Source organism: Vibrio sp. NH-7 (assembly GCF_053643215.1).
In genome coordinates, this window is the sequence record NZ_CM132188.1 from 18,575 (window position 1) to 35,901 (window position 17,327).

Genomic DNA, 17,327 nt, shown 5'->3' on the forward strand with positions numbered 1-17,327 from the left:
TCACACCTGTCACCCTATCTTGATTCGTTGAGGTAGGGTGATTTTTTATTTGGGCTAACGGCGCTGACAGGTTGTGCAGCCGCGACACGCAGACCGTGTATGCTTGTCGAGTTGGCTGCGCTGAATTTTGCAGTAGGCGTTTTTTAAAGCGCGTCGGGCAGAAAACCAATCGTCAGGTTTTTCTAAAATTAGATAGCCGTTAAAGCGTTTGACCAGTTCCACGCGATGTTTGTCGATAAAACGGCTATCGAAGCCGATGTCAAAGTAGTCGAGCGCTTGTTCAATCGAGGTGAAACTGGCAATTTTTTGCTGGATGTCGACTTGGCTCATACACCGACATCTCTTTGCATAAAGACGAATTGTTCATTGTGTGAAACGCACTTAAAGCCTAAGCGCTGATACAAGCTACCGACGCGATTGCCTTGCAGGTAGCAGAGCTTGATTGGCAGGCGTAGCTGATCCGCTTGGGTGATCACTTGATTCAGGACTTGGCTGCCAATGCCTTTGCCATGCCACTCTGGTAACAGAAAAAAGCGTCCAAAATAGAGATGATCGCTGTGGTGTTCAAGGAGATAACTGCCGACGGGTCGACCTTCTCGCTCGATGACCGTCGGTTTAGCTTGATGCCACTCTTGCTGGTGGAGCGCTCTTTGAATCTGTTCATCCCAGCCAAACACGGCTTTGATCGCATCATATTCTGCGGCTTTTTTGAGCTCGAATAAGAACTCATAATCTCGCGCATTCGCAGGGCGGGTAGTGTAGTCGAGCGACATGTTAAGCGCCTTGTGAGCTAAGCAGTTTATCAATGGCACTTTTGCTGGTTTTGCCTATCTTTTGCATCAAAGCAAAACTGGGCTCTGAAATACCGCGAGACTGCAAATCGTTGACCATTAGCATCCACAGTTTCGCCGTCATTTCGGCATCCGCCAACGCTCGGTGAAAAACACCGTCATTGTCTATTTGCTTAAAACGGACAAGATCGCCTAACTTGTGGCTTGGGGCATCTTGGTTAAGGCGACGAGATACCAGCAAAGAGCAAGCAAACTCTCCCGAGTAAGCGGCGTTCACTCGTTCCAGCTCATCATCAAGGAAGCGTTTGTCAAATGAGGCGTTGTGGGCAACGAGGTTTTCACCTGCGATGAATTGCGCAAATTGAGCCATCACTTCATCGCAGCTTGGCGCATCGCGAAGCATGATATTGGTAATGCCTGTGTATCCTTCAATGAAGGAGCTAACGCGAAAGCCAGGATTCATCAACTGTTGGAAGGTGTCGACGACTTCACCATTGACCAACTTCACGGCGCCGATTTCTATCGCGCGGTCGCCCATGTTGGGTGACAAACCCGTGGTTTCAAAGTCGAGAACAACGACAGAGTTCGCAAGAGACATACTTCTTCCTAAGCCTAGTGATTTGGCTGTGAATTATAGGTTTGCAGTGCCATAGGGTAAAGGAGTTATTCCGCGCGCCCAGCCAAGGAAACGCGAGTGATTAACCCACGTTTATTGACTGTTTGACAATGTGGAACTGTTCACATTGATTGAACCGCGCAAATGCCTGTAACTCTTTTTTCAGCGCAGGCATAAAGTCATCAGTATTGGTTAATCCAGGCTCAAGGCTCAGATGCAAAACGTTGAGCGTAGCGCTTTTCTTATCCACTTTGCAGTCAGCCCTAGCAACGAGTTTGCCATCCCACAAAATCGGTAGAGAGAAATAACCAAATTGGCGCTTGGCTTCTGGCACATAGCACTCAATCAGGTAATCAAAGTTGAAAATGGCGCTGGCGCGTTTACGTTGGATGAGCAAATTATCGAACGGTGAAAGGATTCGTGCTTGTTTTCGATTCAAGCGTTTGCCAAGCAAATTCAACGATTTCACACAGGCGTAGTAAGGCTGATGATTAACAGTGATGGGTTCAATCTCGCCCATTTCCACCAACTCTCTAATGGCTTGGGTCACGCTCGTTTTTACATCCTTGAGTTGATACACCATCTCTTGAATCGTGCCAAAACCGTGCGCTTTTAAGTAACTGAGTACCAAAAATCGACCATGTTCTTGCGGGGTTGGTATAGAGGTGTCGATATTCTGGGGCAAGACTCGCTGCGTGAGATCGTAGACTTTATGAAAGCCGCGCCGCTCAGCAATCATTAAGTCACCTTGCATGTAGAGGTTTTCTAACGCTTGCTTGGTTGGCTTGGTATGCCATCCATCAGTTTTATGTGCTTTAGACTCAAAGTCTTTTGCCATTAATGGCCCTTCTGCTTCAATTCTTGCCAACACATTCTTCATGAGATCTCGATCTTTACAGTACCAGTGGCGCTGCTGACCAGACTTGATCGCGACTTTTCGCGGCAAACTGTAGCGGTAATTGCTCATCGGCAAATACGCAGCGGCATGAGACCAATACTCGAAGACTTGGCGATCGGCGACCAGTTGATCAAGGTGTTTGGGTTGATAGCTGGGGTTTCGACTCCATAAGGTGTGGTGGTGGGCTCGCTGGACAACAGAAATGGTATCGATCTGGATATAACCCAGTTGTTCAAAGGTGTTTAGAGTTTTGGCGTAGCTGCTGCCTTTTACGCCCGCTGTCGGTAGTCCTTGGGACAGCAATGCCAGTTTTTGCGCTTGCGCTAGGGTGAGTGATTGCATTGAAGTTGAGCGTTCCTTGCACATGTATGCGTCTACAATTTGGCTCTGTATGGTTGCATGCTGTTATTGGGCCAGCAAGCGGCTGCTGTATGTTTTCCTCACAATAATTCACCTCACTAATAAGAAAATTATCTGTTATTGAAATTTTTGCGGAGAAGATCCGCTCTCTATTTCTGCGATGAGCAAATTATCCGCAGTCGCACAATGGGTATTGCTGCTCAGAGATGGGCGCTGAGTAGCTGAAATAGGGGCGAAAGCATGATCGATTTTTCGACGACGATGGAAGCGTGGTTGTTTCAGGACAATCTCTCATTATCGATGCTTTTTGTTGGCGTTGTTTTGCTGTCGTACCTGTTAGAAGACTTGGCGATCATCACCGCTGCGACCCTGTCGGTTGAGCATATTATGCCGCCAAGTTTGGCCCTAGCAGCAATCTTTGTCGGTATTAGCTCTGGCGATATGGGCTTGTACCTGTTGGGTAAGCTGGCGAAAAAAGTGGCATGGTTTCGTTATCGTCTACTGCGCTATCACAGGGCGAGAAAACTGCGTCGAACTTTGCATCAGCAAGCATTTAAGACGCTGTTTATCGTTCGCTTTGTTCCGGGGCTTAGAACCGTGGGCTTTACCCTAAGTGGCTTTTTAGATGTGCCGAAAGTGACGTTTTTGCTTGCGGTGATCACGGCGACAGGGCTGTGGACATTGCTGGTGTTTGGCTCTTTTTTCCAGTTGGGGAATGCCGCTTGGTTGCAAGAGAGCCAAGGAGCATGGCTGCTGATTCCCGCAGGGCTGTGCCTGATGTTGCTCATCAATAAACTGATTACTAGAACCTTCTTAAGGGATGCGTATGACACAGCACGCTAACATAGAGGTGATTCCTTCAGGACGAGTCAATGCCGGAATGCCGGTTTTGCATCAACCTAAGCGGGTCATTTCGCCATTCGAGTTTTTACCGACCTGGTTTTTTTATACGCCTGTCGTCATTCAAAGTGCGGCGCTGAGTTTGGCACATCGTGATTGGGCGCTGCCGTTGATTGCTAATCCCGCGATTAAGTTAAGCGGCATGGTGGGTGAGTCCAAACATGACATCTTCGCCTCTGCTGGAGAGCATACCAAGCGCTGGATTCTGCCGTTTGTTACGTTAACCAAAACCTCATTGCCTTGTGCCAAATTGGTCGAAGAGGCAAAGCATCAACTCGCAGGCTTAGGGCTTGGTTATCCCTTGGTGGCAAAACCGGATTTGGGCTGTCGTGGCGTGGGGGTAAAGCTGATTCGTAGTGATAAGCAGCTTCACGATTACATTGAAACCTTCCCTCAAGATGGGCGTTTTTTATTGCAACAAAAGTCTTCTCATCAAGCGGAAGCGGGCGTGTTTTATGTCAGGCAGCCGGGAGAAACCCGCGGAAAAATTATCTCCATCACGCTGAAGTATTCACCTTATGTGGTCGGAGATGGTAAGTCGACACTCAAACAGTTAATAGAGCAATGCCCTCGCGCTGGAAAACTTCAGCACCTTTATCTCCCTCGTCATTCTCACCAATTGGAGCAGGTGATTGAAAGTAAGGACGAATTTCAATTGGCATTTGCAGGCAGTCATTCACGGGGTGCGATCTTTCGCGACGGTAACCGATTTATCACCGAGCAGTTAGAGCGCAAACTCGATCTCGTACTCGGTGATTTTGACGGGTTTCACTACGGTCGCTTGGACATTAAGTTCCGAGATATCCATGCGCTCATGCAAGGGGAGCATTTCGATATCCTTGAAATTAACGGCGCGAGCAGTGAAGCGGCACATATTTGGGACAGCGACACGCCGCTGAGCCACATTTTTGCCACCTTGCTCAAGCAGTATCGATTGCTGTACCAGATTGGCTCAAAACACAAGAAACAAGGCATTGGTTCTCCGTCATTGGGTGCGCTTCTTAGCGCATGGCGAGAGGAAAAACTACTGACTCAGCAATACCCCATGACGGATTAATTTGTTTAGGAAGCGCAATAATGAAAAACACCCAAGTTGACACGCTATCGCTTAACCAAACTCACGCTTCGCAAGCGGTGGTTGGTTGCATTGAAACATTGAACCAAGGTTACGAGTTTCTCGAAACTCTGAGTGCCGACGATTATGTCTACCTTGCTCAGCCACATGTAAGCAGCTCCATTGGCGAGCACTTTCGTCATTGGCTTGATCTGTTTCATGCCATTCGCCTTGAACCACGACGGATTGACTACAACGTTCGCCGGCGCGGCCATCAGGTAGAGCGAGACATCAACGTCGCCAAGCAAGAGATCAGCGAACTGATCGAGTGGCTGTTTGAGCTACCAACTGGAGAGCTTCATCAAGGCGTTGCCGTTGAGACCGAGGTGCTGCTATCACAAACGCAAGTGGAGGAAGTCTCTTCTACCTTGGTGCGTGAGCTAACCTTTGCTGCGCTACATGCAACGCACCACTTCGCGATGGCTAAAGTGGTCGCCTCGATTCGCGGTGTGACCTCTGATTGCCGTTTTGGGGTTGCCCCTGCCACGGCGACGTATCAAAGAGCGCAATAGCCTATGTGTACATTATCTTGGGTCTACCATGGGAATACCCATTATGAGGTTTACTTCAATCGCGATGAACAACGCGCGAGGTTGCCTGCGATTGAGCCGCAAAACCTCATCATTGATGGTGTGAACTGCGTTATGCCAATCGATCCAGTCGGCGGCGGTAGTTGGATCGCGACCAATGAGCACGGTGTGACCATCTGTTTACTGAACTTCTACCAAGGTGACACCCCAAAAGGGGAGTTGGTAAGTCGAGGCATGATCATTAAGCGACTCGCAAGCAGTGGCTCTAGCCAAATGGTAGAGCGTCGATTGCTAGAGATGGATCTGTCGTGTTTTGCCCCCTTTACTTTGGTGCCTTTTGACACGCGTCGCAGCGCAAACGAGAGCGTTGTCTGGACTTGGAATGGTTCGACACTGGTGCGTAGTCATGCAACGGCACCGATTGTCTCTGCGGCGATGCATTTTGAACAGGCAAGAGAGTTTAGAGTGACGCTGTTTGATGCCCTGACAGGCAGCATTGAGCGCGATAAGTTGGGTTGTCAGTTCCATCACACGCATGACGATGCCGCGCCTCACTTATCCCCTTTGATGAAGCGAGATGATGCACGGACGGTGAGCTTTACGTCTGTTGTTGTTTCGCCTAATCAACAGACCATGATTTATCGATCGTTTGACGATGACCACAAGATTGATTTTCAGTCTTCTTTGCAGTGCCGCAACCATGATGCTATTCAACAAGGAGTTTTCAAATGAAAAAACTATTTGCCCTACTGACGATGTTGGTCAGTTTTTCTACTGTCGCTGCTGATGAAATCTACACCGGCTTTTTTAGTAATAAAGCGCTTGATGGCTACGATACGGTGGCGTACTTCACGCAAGGCAAACCTGTGAAAGGGAATAGCCAGTGGCAAACCGAATACAAAGGCGCCGATTGGTATTTTTCTTCACAAGAGCACCTCGACAAGTTTAAAGCGGATCCCAACGCTTATGCTCCCCAATATGGCGGTTATTGCGCTTGGGCGATCTCAGAGAAAAATGATTTTGCGGCCGCCGATCCAAAAGAGTGGGCGATTGTCGACGGCAAGCTTTACCTCAACTACAACGCAGAAGTGAAGAGTTGGTGGGATGATGACCGCGCAGGTCATATTTTGGCGGCTGATAAGAATTGGCCAGCGCTGATTAAGTAGCGGTGTTGCATCTATTTCTGAGGAATGGTTAAGGAGCTTATGATGATCACCAGTCCGTTTCGATTACCACGTAAAACCCCTTTTGGTATCGGAGAGTCGATAGTTGAATGGGCAACCGGTTTATCTACCCTTGACCGTTTATATCGACAAGAATCTCTGCCTGAAGACAGCTTTGAGTTCATGCAAGAGACGCTCGCGCGAATTGGTACTCAGTATCAAGTCGATCATGGGAGCTTAGAGAGTGTGCCCACTGAAGGCTCGGTATTAATTGTTGCCAATCACCCTTTTGGTGGCATTGAAGGGGTGATCCTCGCTTCGTTGATTTCTCGGGTGCGCAAAGATGTGAAAGTGCTCGCCAATGAGCTACTTAAACGCATCCCTGAGCTCGACGATCTGTTTATTGGGGTGAATGTCTTTGGTGGAGAGCAGGCAAGGCGGACCAATCGTCTTGCAATCAAAGAAGCCAATCAACATTTAAAGCAAGGTGGAGTGTTGATTCTCTTCCCTGCTGGCGAAGTTTCCGCTTGGCAAGCGAGCGAAAACAAAATCACGGACAAAGCGTGGAGTCAGTCGGTGGCGAAGTTTGTGAAACATGCCGAAGCCACGACGGTTCCGATCTTTATTAACGGTATGAACAGTCCACTGTTTTACCAAGCGGGAAGGATTCATCCACTGCTTAGGACGGCGTTGTTGGGTCGTGAACTCCTCAACAAATCCGGTCAAACTATCTCTGTATCAGTGGGAAATCCAATCCCATACAATGAAGTGAAAGACTTCGACAGTGATGATGACATCACGCAGTACTTTCGCCTCAATACTTATTTGATGGGCAGCCAAAAGCGCCATCAAGTCACGCAACAGCCGTTGAACGGCGCCCATTCGAATAGTCTCGAAGCGCCGATCATCGATCCCATTGCGCCCGAGTTGCTTGAGCAAGAGCTGGAGCGTATGACCGATTTTAAACTGCTCGAACAAGGCGAGTTTTCGGTTTACTGTGCGCCCAGTGAGGTGATGCCAAACATGATGCGAGAAATTGGTCGCGTCCGTGAGGAGAGCTTTCGTGAAGTGGGAGAGGGCAGCGGTTTAAGTTGCGACCTTGACCGTTTCGATGCTCATTATCATCAGCTGTTTGTCTGGCATAACACCCATCGTGATTTGGTTGGTGCCTATCGTTTAGGGCTGGTCGATGAGCTTATGGCGCAGGGGGGAATCGACGCGCTCTATTCTACAAGTCTATTTAAGTATGATGAGGCCTTTATTGACACCTTGGGCCAGTCTATTGAGCTTGGTCGCTCGGTTGTGGCGAAACGTTACCAGCGCAATATGCATTCGCTGCTGTTGCTCTGGAAGGGAATTGCCGGCTTTGTACAGCGCAACCCGAAGTACACCCATCTATTTGGCCCTGTTAGCATCAGTAACGACTACAGCCCAGTCGCTCGGCAGCTGATTGCGTCGGTGATGACGGTGCATTATTACGATGATGAAAAAGCCAAACTGGTGTCACCCACCACGCCACTTGAGAAAAGCGGTCAAGAGTTTTGGCGACCGGATATGCTCAGTTCCTTGTCCAAGTTGCCGCTGCTGTCCAAAGTGCTTAGTCGCCTAGAACAAGGGATGGGATTGCCTGTTTTGCTAAGACAATACCTAGGTATGAATGGAAAGTTGGTCTGTTTTAACGTTGATCCTGCGTTTAACTTCGCGCTAGATGGGTTGATCGTCGTGGATCTCACCTCTGTGTCTGCGCGAACGCTGGGTAAATACATGGGTCGTGAAGAAGCGCAGCGCTATTTAGACTCTCACCTCTAACTATTTCACTTAACGCCTAATAAAGCCGTTGATTTCAGCGGCTTCACGGCGCTTTTACATAGATTGATTTCGAATCAGTCAGAAGGTTTCGAGCTAGTCGTATCGGTCGGGCTTGCGATACTCTTCGATTAGATTACAAGGATTGTTATGCCGACCTCACTGACTCTACCCATTGCACTTATTGCATTTGCTGCCAACTCGTTTTTTTGCCGTTTTGCTTTAGCGGAAGGCTCGATTGACCCTGGTTCGTTTACCTTGATTAGACTTGTGTCAGGGGCGCTTACTCTGTCGATCATTTTATTGTTTCGATGTCAGCTGGAGTCCTCTTTTTTTAAAAGCCGTTTGAGCTGGTGGTCGGGAATGGCGTTGTTTGGCTATGCGGTGAGTTTTTCATTCGCTTATACCCAACTCAGCACCGGAACAGGGGCGCTGATCTTGTTTGGTATGGTTCAGCTCACTCTAGTTGCATTCCATGTTTGGTCAGGTAACCGCCTTAAATCGGCAGAGTGGTTTGGTATTGCGATTGCGATATCGGGCTTTGTGATTTTGATGCTGCCATCAGCGCAAACGCCAAGCCTAAACTCTGCTGTATTGATGATGATTTCTGGGGTGTTTTGGGCGGTATTTACCTTACTCGGCAGAAAAAGTGGCGTGGCTTCTGTCGCGATTACTCACGGTTTTGTCCTGGCTAGCGTATTGGCTTTAGCGGTAAGCCCATGGTTGATGAGTACCCACAGTATTACATTCCAAGGAGCTGCTTGGGCGCTGTTATCCGGTATTTTTGCTTCGGGGTTTGGTTATGTACTCTGGTATCAGGTGATGAAGCACATTTCCGTTCTGCAAGCCTCTGTGGCTCAACTGGCGGTCCCTGTAATTGCGTTCGCCGCCGGCAGTATTGGGCTAGGGGAGCCAATTACCCTAACCGCAGTGGTGTCATCACTGCTGGTATTGGGGGGAATTGGGGTGATATTTGTGGCTAAGGGGCGATAAATGCAATGAGTATATTATGGCTTTGGTGGAGGGCATTTGTGCTCCGAGTCAACGACAATCAATACTCCACAGCCAATAACACCGCCCACGTCGTCAGTTGCGCTGGTCGTGTCTGGGTCTGGGATATCTCTTGGCTCGCTGCGCTTTCCAGAAGTACAGCCGAGCAACAAAAGAGAAACGACCAAGGTGCTTAGTAGGAACTTGTTCATGAGTTATTGCTCTCCATGTAGTTCATCTCTTTGTCGGTCATTAGAACCTCAGCGCGGCACCAAGGTAAACATTGCCATTGCCATCGAATTCGGTGTTGGCTTGTTTGTATCCCGCTCGAACATCGAATAGACCTAAGTTTTGGCCAATTTCAAAACCGTAAACGAGGTGTGCACCTAAATCATCATTAAACTTATGGTAGCCAAGGATTGGTGTTAAGTAGATAGTACCAATCGGGAAAGTGGGCTTCATATTGAGACCAAATGATCGGACGTCTTCTGTGTGTTGTGTGTAGGCTAATTCATAACCAAATCTGAGCGTTTTGTCTGCGGTAAAGTCGAAGCCGTATTGGATAGAGCCTTGAGAACCATCAAGAAAAGAATCGACACCAAGGTAGCCACTGTCTGCGAGCGAGCTTGCTGTGAATACACTGGAACTGATGAACATGGTTACTAACAGTTGTTTTTTCATATTAAGCCTAATTATTGAAATACTGAGGATAAATTATCTTCACGCAAGGTAGGTTTGGTATATTTATCCGCAACGGAGTTATAGGTATTTGCTTTTATTTGGCTTAGTACACTAATTGTCGACTGACTATTAAGTGAATAAAACTTTGGCATACCAATTACCGTGATAACGGATAAAATAATAATAACGACGACAAACTCAGTGAGAGAATATCCTTTCATCGCTAACCCTAACATTTGAGTTGCTTGTTAATGTTGCATTATCAACAGGGTGGGTATAAATAAAGATTGCGAAAAAGGCTGCGGTCACTCTTAGAATAATATTCATAGTGTTTACTCCTAAATAACATGGCGAGACAATTAAATACTTTTCTATTTATACATTGAGCAGAGAATTTCAAATCCTCGTGGACTCAATAGATCATGCAAGGTTTTCACTTTTAAATCTTTTCTTTGAACAACCTTGTTCTTTTTTGATTTACACATCAGACACTTGTTTTTATCTGACGAACTGTAAAACTTCCTCGGTGAGATTTTTACAGAGTGTCCGTTGTTGCATATTAGCGTTATCTTTACATCGTAACCAATGAACCTAGAGATGGAGGGCATGCTCCAACCCTTTTCAATCACCGCTTTCTCAAGTCTCTTTCTGGCGTCAATTTTTCTACTATTCATGGTAAACCGTCATTTAAATGGCGAATGGATTTTAACCCATGTTTTTGGAGAATCTAGAGGGGCTTACATTACTTACAAAGCCAGAGCGCCTGGGCTTCGATGGTTTTTGTGGGGTTGGGTTATAGAGAAAGGCTTGAATTTAATAAATGTGATCTCTGACTACATCAGACTTTCAGCGAGTTTTCTGCTTTGTGAGTAAGTCATCCTTTGGTGGTTTTATAGGCAAACAGCTCTCTGTTTAAACTTACGATTGCTTACGTTAGTCCCTTATTTCCCCTCATCTATTTTAAATCAGAACGTATCCCATAGAGTAATAGCGTCCCCATACTGTAAATTTTAACGCTATTGATGGGGATAAAAGATATCGTTAAGCGACCATGTTGTCGGTGTGCAAGAATAAATACATTTTTATGACTTTATAATTGAAAGATTTATTTTCTTAGGTGATATATGAATGTTCTTGAAGTTGATGATTGTAAGTTATTTTAATAAATGCAGGGTTTCTCTTTTCTAAAACAAGATTTGTAATGATTTGTCAGGGCTTTGATTAAAATAAATGCAAAGTTAAGATATGTAAGCATTTGCTGATTATGTTTTTTATTTTGCTAACCTAATTTCAGTTATCAAACGAATAACTAATTTTAAGAATCAAAGCAGTGGATTATATATTATGAAAAAGACTCTATTAGCAATCGCTATTCTAGCTAGCGGTACAGCATCAGCAGCAATTAATGTTCACACATCTGAAAACGTTTCTGTGGACGTTTCTGGTGCGGTTGAAGTACAAGCTTTCCAAAGCCGTTTTAACGTAAAAAACGATAAAGCGTACAACGAAGATGTAAAAGGTCGTCTAGATGACGGTGACCTACAAATCGACATCACTGCGCCAATTAACGATGACCTTAAAGGTATCGCATCTACAGGTTGGAAATACGAAAGCAACGCAGTAGAAAACGACCTGTTGTTTGTTGGTCTACAATCGGCGTCTTTCGGTACTTTGACTGCGGGTCGTCAAGCAACCATCGTTGATGGTTCTGGTATCTCTAACGACATCGAGTTTGGTCTAGGTCTTTACGATTCAAACGGTGATAAGCAATCTGTATTTGGCGTGACATCTGCAGACGAAGTACTGAAGTACAAGTTCGAAAAAGACGGCTACTGGGTAGGTGTTTCTTACGCTCAAGAAAATGACGCATCAGTTAAACAAAAGAACTCTGCATACGATCTTGGTGCGGGTGCAACATTTGCTGACCTAACAGTTGCGGCTTACTACCAAAATGTCTCTGCTAAAGATAAAGACGGTAAAGGTTCTCAGAAAGCTTACCAACTAGACGCATCTTACAAGTTGGATGCACTTACTGTTGGCGCCTCTTACGCAGATTCTGACCTAAAAATCGGTTCAACTAAAGCTAGCCTAGATGTTGCTAAACTAACTGCAGCGTACACGATTGAGAAAACGACTTTCGCGCTAGGTGCAGATCAAGGTCACGTTAAAGCAAACGGTCAAAAAGTTAAGCTAAACAACTACTACGCGAACGTAACATACAAGTTTACAGATAACGTAAAAGCGTACTCTGAAGTGGGTTACCTAAACTCAGACAAGCTAGAAAAAGCACTTAAAGCTGAAGGCGCGAAACTAAAACTAGGCTACGTTGTTGGCCTAGAAGTTAAATTCTAATCATCCACTGCCAAGGATTTAGAATCATCGGGCGTGTTCTCCTTTTCTTCACCCGATAAAACTTAGCCATCTAAATTGCAATTAATGGATTAAGTTTATAGCCCCAATGCCTCGCATTGGGGCTTTTTTGATTGTTAGTCTTTGATGATTACTTTCTCAATTTTAATGGTGTCTAATGGCACGTCATCATGGCCTTTTTTAGAGCCAGTCATTGCTTTACCAATGTTGTTCACCACCTCCATACCTGCGGTCACTTTGCCAAAGACGGCGTAACCCCAACCGTTATTGGTTTTAGCGGTATGATCTAAGAAATTGTTGTCATCAAGGTTGATAAAGAATTGAGCCGTTGCTGAGTGCGGTGCATCGGTTCGAGCGAAGGCAATAGTACCTGTTAGGTTTTTTAGCCCTCGGTTTGCTTCGTTCGCAATCGGTGCGTGTGTCTCTTTCTCTGTCATATCTTCCGTGTGGCCGCCACCTTGGATCATAAAGCCATCGATAACTCGGTGGAAAATGGTCCCTTCGTAGAAACCTTCTTGGCAGTAGCGTAGAAAGTTCTTTGAGCTCACTGGCGCTTTTTCCATGTTGAGTTCAATTTCGATGTCGCCATAGGTGGTCGATAAGATAATCATAGTGATGAATACTCGATAGGTTTGATTTGGCCAGAGTATAGCATTCAGTGTGGTGGAATTGCAGCGCGTATGTAGCAAAGGCTTAGCCTGATTTATTTGGGCTAAGCCTTAAGTGAGTTAGTCACCTAGTGGTTGTCGATCTAACCCGCCTCGGTAGGAGTCAAGGGCCAGCTTCAAGCGGCGCAGTTTATCGCGTGAGCGGCGTTTATGGTTGACCGCCAGTGCCATGGAAAGCACATCGACAAGCGCTAGCATGGCATAGCGCGATGCAGACGGTTTATAGATAAAGTCTGTCTCTTGGTGCTCGATAGGTAGCGTTAAATCCGCGATACTATCTAGCGGCGTCGATTTCGGGGTAATCGCAATCACTTTTACTCCGTACTCTTTAGCAAGTTCAGCGGTTTCGACAATCGCTGGGGTATAGCCCGTTGCAGAGAGCATCACAATCACGTCATTGCTGTCGGCCGTAGAGGCAATCATGCGCGACATAAGCCCATCGTTATAGGCGACAACCGCGTAACCTAAGCGAAAAAGACGGTGCTGCATCTCTTGAGAGGCAATGGTCGAGCCGCCACCCATACCAATTGAAATGACTTGTCTTGCGCCATGTAGCCACTCGACGGCGGTATCGATGTCTTGTTCGTTGATGAGGTTACGGTTGATGTCTAACGACTGCTTAATGGATTCGTAAATGCCCTGATAACCAGTTTGATCGGGCGGCTCAAGAATAAAGCGTTGACCGACGGTGAGCGTTTGAGCCAGCTTAATCTTCATATCACGAACGTTCTTGCAACCAACGGCTTTCGCAAAGCGCGTAATCGTCGCTTCACTTACTTCGGCACTTTCTGCCAACTCAGTAATGCTTGCGTTGGCCGCACTTTCAATATCGTCCATGATCAGTTTGGCGACTTTCTTTTCAGCGTCACGCAGGGCACTGAATCGCTCGGTAATGCGCGAGATAATATCGACTTCTAAACTCAAGGTGTTGTCCTACTATTTTTTTGTTGGAGGCGACGCGCCATACCAGACACTTGAGCCTCCAAAATTTGCCATTCAGTATACTTAAAAATCCATGTCTAGAAACGAGTCTCTACCCAATGGGTGACATGGTAATCATCGTCACAAATTGCTATCGAGCGCCACTTATCAAGGGTTAAACATGGGTGAGAGGTTGAAAAAGCGACGATGTCACCGACATTCAGATCTGAGCTAGGATCGATTTCAATAAAAGCGTGCTGATCCATGACCGCGGTAGTGGTGGCACTGCCTACTTCAATCTGTTGACCTTGGCGGTAAGCGCGTTCTGGGATCGGCAGGCCCGCGTCAAACGCGACGTCACGTTTGCCTAATCCTGCTACCAATCGGTTTGGCTCCGGTCTGGAAATGATGTGCGCCCATACTTCGAGTGACGATTGCAAGTCACCCCCGAGATCGCAGGCTGCGCCTTGGTTTTTCTCTGCGCGCGCCATCACCTTGTTTTGCGCTTCTAGGTAGATGCCAGTGTCATGAATGGCGTAGCAACCAGGGCGAATGATCGCGTCTACATCGTCTAAGTTGGCCAAGCATTCCGAGACCACGTCATACCATGCTGATCCTGCACCTGTAACGATTGGCTGAGTACTGATGAGCTGTTCTTGCTTCAATGTGCGAGCTAAAGAAAGGCTACGAGTCAGGAAGTCACGCACTAGTTGCTCGGCGTTGTCACCATGAATCACCCCCTCATACACCTCAATTCCGCGCAGACAAAGTGGTGAATATTGTTGGATCAACTGAGCCAGCTCCATCACTTGCGATTCGGTTCGACAACCACAGCGACCGCCCTCGACCCCAAACTCTATGAGTAGATTCAGGTGAACTTGGCGCTTGGCAAAGAAGTGACCTAAGGCTTGGATATTAAGGGCTGAATCAACACACACATACAGTTCTACATCTTGGCGTTCAATTAAGTTTGCCATGATCGCCATATTGGCTTTACCCACAACCTGATTGGCGATGATGATATGTTTCGCCCCTGCTAATGCGGCAATTTCTGCTTGAGCGGGCGTCGCAACGGTGATTCCCCAAGCACCATGCTCTAGCTGCTGGCGGAAAAAGTCCGGCGTCATGGTGGTTTTCCCGTGCGGGCAAAGTTTAACCTTGTGTTGCTGGGCAAAGCGCTGCATCCAATCTAGGTTGTTATTTAGTTTTGAGTGCTGAATGACCGCCGCTGGCAGGCTCACTTCTTCATTGATTAAGCTGAACTTTTCTTGACTAGAGGTTGAATAAGGTTGGCTTTTTTCGCCACAGCTCGGTGGTGTGATGGGCTCGATTTGGTAGTTAATATCACAGTTTGAATTAAAGTCTTTCATCGCAAGCTCACTTCTAACACGTTTTAAGTTGTTGACTTATATTGTTTGTTGGTTTTTATATTAATTGTAATGTTAGAAACTATCAAACATTGTGGGAACTTTTGTGTGTTTTATCACTGATTTAAGTAAGGAGATTATTAGTATAGGAAGCCTATAAACGACGGACGAAAAGGTGAGCCATGGTGTTCGATACCATTATCAAAAGTGTAGAGGTCTTTGACGGTACCGGCGCTAAGCCATTTATGGCGGATGTTGCGATTTGCGGCACACGAATTGAAAAACTTGAACGTATTGGGCAACTTGAATCTGCACAAGCGAAACAGGTGATTGATGGTCAAGGTTTGGCGATTGCTCCTGGTTTTATCGATGTGCATACCCACGATGATACCAACGTTATTCGTTACCCAGAGTGCTTACCAAAGATAAGCCAAGGGGTAACCACGGTGATTGTTGGTAACTGTGGCATTAGTGCTAGCCCAGTCGTACTGGCAGGCGATCCACCAGACCCAATGAACCTACTGGGAAAGCAAGAAGATTTTAAATACCCAACGTTTGCCCGCTATGCCAAAGCGGTAGAGCAAGCGCAGCCTGCCGTCAACGTCGCGGCATTGGTCGGTCATACTGCGTTACGCAATAACGTGATGGACGATCTGCAACGTACGGCGACGGAAGAAGAAATTACCCAAATGCGAGCAACCCTCGATCAAGCGATGGAAGAAGGCGCATTGGGGCTGAGCTCTGGTTTAGCGTACGCGAGTGCCAAGCAAGCAACAGCCAATGAGGTTATGCGTCTTGCTCAAGTGTTGGGTGAGCATGGTGGCATCTATACCACTCACATGCGCACAGAATTTGAAGAAATACTTGCGGCAATGGAAGAAGCGTTCGAGACGGGGAAATTTGCCAAAGTCCCTGTGGTGATTTCTCACCTTAAGTGTGCGGGTGCAGGTAACTGGGGCAGAACCGTTGAAGTGCTTAACTTGATGGACAAGGTCTCTAAGCACCAAGACGTGTCGTGTGATTGTTACCCATACTCTGCGAGCTCATCAACCCTTGACCTTAAGCAAGTGACAGACGACTTCGATATCTTTATCACTTGGTCGGAGTCTCACCCGCAACACGCAGGCAAGATGCTTAAGCAGATCGCAGACGAAATGGATCGCCCATTAATGGAGGCGGCGAAAGCGTTGCAACCAGCAGGCGCGGTTTATCACTGCATGGATGAAAACGATGTGAAGCGGGTACTTAAGTACAAGTTGACCATAGTGGGCTCAGATGGGCTTCCGAACGACCCACATCCTCATCCGCGTTTGTGGGGCACATTTCCTAAAGTGCTTGGCTATTACAGTCGTGACGAGAAGCTTTTTCCACTGGCGGAAGCGATTCACAAAATGACGGGTATGTCAGCCAAGCGCTACAACTTGCATGGCCGAGGCGAAATTCGCGTCGGAGCCTATGCCGACTTAGTTTTATTTAATCCAAACACGATTAAAGATACCGCTACATTCGAGAACCCAGTTTCCGTGGCAAGAGGTGTTGAATGTGTATTTGTAAATGGTGAGTTGTCTTATTTTGAGGGCAGCGTGACTAATAAACGAAGTGGTGTATTTATTTATAGAAAATAGATGGCCAAATAAATAAGCGAACATTAATTAAATTATTTTATATTTTACTGGAGAATATTATGTCTATTAAACGTTACGGTGTTGAAGGTGGTACAGGTACGGGTGGTCAGCATCTTCCGTTTGCTCGTGCAACTGAAGCGGGGGGCTTCCTTTATGTATCGGGTCAGACACCAATGACAGATGGAGAAGTGGTTGAAGGCGGCATTGTTGACCAATCTCGCCTAGCCATTCAAAACTGCGTCGACATCATGACAGAAGCCGGCTACACGCTTGAGGATGTGGTGCATGTAAAAGTGGTACTAACAGACTCTCGCTACTTCCAGTCGTTCAACAAAGTGTTTAAAGAGTTCTTTGGCGAGCATCCACCAGCGCGCATTTGCATGGTGTGTGACTTAGTTGTGGATGTGAAGGTCGAAGTGGACGTAACCTGCTATCGAGAAGATCGCCGATAACCTCACAAAGATAGAATCTATAGCGCCGGGTTTATGTTTATCCCTGTTAATATTTTCTCGGCGCTCTTACCCTAC

The 17,327-nt window shown here is 46.7% G+C and carries 20 protein-coding genes; 10 read left to right on the top strand and 10 right to left on the bottom strand.

What is annotated here, in order from left to right; all coding sequences use genetic code 11:
• Window positions 1-54: 54 nt before the first annotated feature.
• The 4 genes from ACUALS_RS14435 to ACUALS_RS14450 form a co-directional block, all read right to left on the bottom strand.
• Entirely contained in the window at window positions 55-330 is a 276-nt protein-coding gene (locus ACUALS_RS14435) for a nitrogenase-stabilizing/protective protein NifW (RefSeq protein ID WP_038212230.1), read from the bottom strand.
• Window positions 327-773 carry a GNAT family N-acetyltransferase gene (locus ACUALS_RS14440; protein WP_454449668.1) on the bottom strand — a complete coding sequence of 149 codons (447 nt, stop codon included), beginning with the start codon at window positions 771-773 and terminating at the stop codon, window positions 327-329. Before ACUALS_RS14440 ends, ACUALS_RS14435 begins: the two co-directional genes overlap by 4 nt.
• A gap of 1 nt (window position 774) precedes the next feature.
• Window positions 775-1,389 (bottom strand): 3'-5' exonuclease, encoded by a 615-nt coding sequence (locus ACUALS_RS14445; protein ID WP_334474421.1) that lies wholly within the window; start codon window positions 1,387-1,389, stop codon window positions 775-777.
• 100 nt (window positions 1,390-1,489) lie between these two features.
• Window positions 1,490-2,647 carry a winged helix-turn-helix domain-containing protein gene (locus ACUALS_RS14450; RefSeq protein ID WP_454449669.1) on the bottom strand — a complete coding sequence of 386 codons (1,158 nt, stop codon included), beginning with the start codon at window positions 2,645-2,647 and terminating at the stop codon, window positions 1,490-1,492.
• 258 nt (window positions 2,648-2,905) lie between these two features.
• Between ACUALS_RS14450 and ACUALS_RS14455 the strand changes: the two genes are divergently transcribed.
• From ACUALS_RS14455 to ACUALS_RS14485, 7 genes are all read left to right on the top strand, one after another.
• Window positions 2,906-3,508: a DedA family protein gene (locus ACUALS_RS14455; RefSeq protein ID WP_454449670.1), complete on the top strand. Its 603-nt coding sequence runs from the start codon at window positions 2,906-2,908 to the stop codon at window positions 3,506-3,508.
• Complete coding sequence (locus tag ACUALS_RS14460; protein ID WP_454449671.1) at window positions 3,492-4,622, top strand: D-alanine--D-alanine ligase; 1,131 nt, start codon at window positions 3,492-3,494, stop codon at window positions 4,620-4,622. The genes ACUALS_RS14455 and ACUALS_RS14460 overlap by 17 nt, the downstream gene beginning before the upstream one ends.
• Before the next feature lie 20 nt (window positions 4,623-4,642).
• The gene (locus tag ACUALS_RS14465; protein WP_038135559.1) at window positions 4,643-5,191 is read left to right on the top strand and encodes a hypothetical protein; all 549 of its coding nucleotides are present in this window, start codon (window positions 4,643-4,645) and stop codon (window positions 5,189-5,191) included.
• A gap of 3 nt (window positions 5,192-5,194) precedes the next feature.
• On the top strand, window positions 5,195-5,941 hold the full coding sequence (locus ACUALS_RS14470) for an NRDE family protein (RefSeq protein WP_454449672.1): 747 nt from the start codon (window positions 5,195-5,197) through the stop codon (window positions 5,939-5,941).
• The gene (locus tag ACUALS_RS14475) at window positions 5,938-6,375 is read left to right on the top strand and encodes a YHS domain-containing (seleno)protein (RefSeq protein WP_005469226.1); all 438 of its coding nucleotides are present in this window, start codon (window positions 5,938-5,940) and stop codon (window positions 6,373-6,375) included. Before ACUALS_RS14470 ends, ACUALS_RS14475 begins: the two co-directional genes overlap by 4 nt.
• Before the next feature lie 42 nt (window positions 6,376-6,417).
• Window positions 6,418-8,181 carry a lysophospholipid acyltransferase family protein gene (locus tag ACUALS_RS14480; protein ID WP_454450024.1) on the top strand — a complete coding sequence of 588 codons (1,764 nt, stop codon included), beginning with the start codon at window positions 6,418-6,420 and terminating at the stop codon, window positions 8,179-8,181.
• Between the two features lie 147 nt (window positions 8,182-8,328).
• A complete protein-coding gene (locus ACUALS_RS14485; protein ID WP_454449673.1) occupies window positions 8,329-9,171 on the top strand; it encodes a DMT family transporter in 843 nt (280 codons plus the stop codon).
• A gap of 14 nt (window positions 9,172-9,185) precedes the next feature.
• Here ACUALS_RS14485 and ACUALS_RS14490 read toward each other — a convergent pair whose 3' ends face one another.
• From ACUALS_RS14490 to ACUALS_RS14500, 3 genes are read right to left on the bottom strand one after another with little or no spacing between them, the layout of a single operon-like run.
• Complete coding sequence (locus ACUALS_RS14490) at window positions 9,186-9,380, bottom strand: hypothetical protein (RefSeq protein WP_005469148.1); 195 nt, start codon at window positions 9,378-9,380, stop codon at window positions 9,186-9,188.
• 40 nt (window positions 9,381-9,420) lie between these two features.
• On the bottom strand, window positions 9,421-9,849 hold the full coding sequence (locus ACUALS_RS14495) for a hypothetical protein (RefSeq protein WP_454449674.1): 429 nt from the start codon (window positions 9,847-9,849) through the stop codon (window positions 9,421-9,423).
• 11 nt (window positions 9,850-9,860) lie between these two features.
• On the bottom strand, window positions 9,861-10,085 hold the full coding sequence (locus ACUALS_RS14500; protein ID WP_454449675.1) for a prepilin-type N-terminal cleavage/methylation domain-containing protein: 225 nt from the start codon (window positions 10,083-10,085) through the stop codon (window positions 9,861-9,863).
• A gap of 1,108 nt (window positions 10,086-11,193) precedes the next feature.
• On the opposite strand from ACUALS_RS14500, the gene ACUALS_RS14505 reads away from it, so the two are divergent.
• Window positions 11,194-12,201 carry a porin gene (locus ACUALS_RS14505; protein WP_331399997.1) on the top strand — a complete coding sequence of 336 codons (1,008 nt, stop codon included), beginning with the start codon at window positions 11,194-11,196 and terminating at the stop codon, window positions 12,199-12,201.
• A gap of 134 nt (window positions 12,202-12,335) precedes the next feature.
• Here ACUALS_RS14505 and ACUALS_RS14510 read toward each other — a convergent pair whose 3' ends face one another.
• The 3 genes from ACUALS_RS14510 to ACUALS_RS14520 form a co-directional block, all read right to left on the bottom strand.
• Window positions 12,336-12,830, bottom strand: coding sequence for a peptidylprolyl isomerase (locus ACUALS_RS14510; protein WP_005469010.1), 495 nt, complete (start codon window positions 12,828-12,830; stop codon window positions 12,336-12,338).
• A gap of 117 nt (window positions 12,831-12,947) precedes the next feature.
• Window positions 12,948-13,811 (bottom strand): MurR/RpiR family transcriptional regulator, encoded by an 864-nt coding sequence (locus ACUALS_RS14515; protein ID WP_005469232.1) that lies wholly within the window; start codon window positions 13,809-13,811, stop codon window positions 12,948-12,950.
• 95 nt (window positions 13,812-13,906) lie between these two features.
• The gene (locus ACUALS_RS14520) at window positions 13,907-15,178 is read right to left on the bottom strand and encodes an amino acid deaminase (protein WP_454449676.1); all 1,272 of its coding nucleotides are present in this window, start codon (window positions 15,176-15,178) and stop codon (window positions 13,907-13,909) included.
• Window positions 15,179-15,357: 179 nt separating this feature from the next.
• Between ACUALS_RS14520 and ACUALS_RS14525 the strand changes: the two genes are divergently transcribed.
• Both ACUALS_RS14525 and ACUALS_RS14530 read left to right on the top strand, forming a co-directional pair.
• Entirely contained in the window at window positions 15,358-16,800 is a 1,443-nt protein-coding gene (locus ACUALS_RS14525; RefSeq protein WP_454449677.1) for an N-acyl-D-amino-acid deacylase family protein, read from the top strand.
• Between the two features lie 59 nt (window positions 16,801-16,859).
• Window positions 16,860-17,252: a RidA family protein gene (locus ACUALS_RS14530; protein WP_038187972.1), complete on the top strand. Its 393-nt coding sequence runs from the start codon at window positions 16,860-16,862 to the stop codon at window positions 17,250-17,252.
• The last annotated feature ends 75 nt before the right edge of the window (window positions 17,253-17,327 follow it).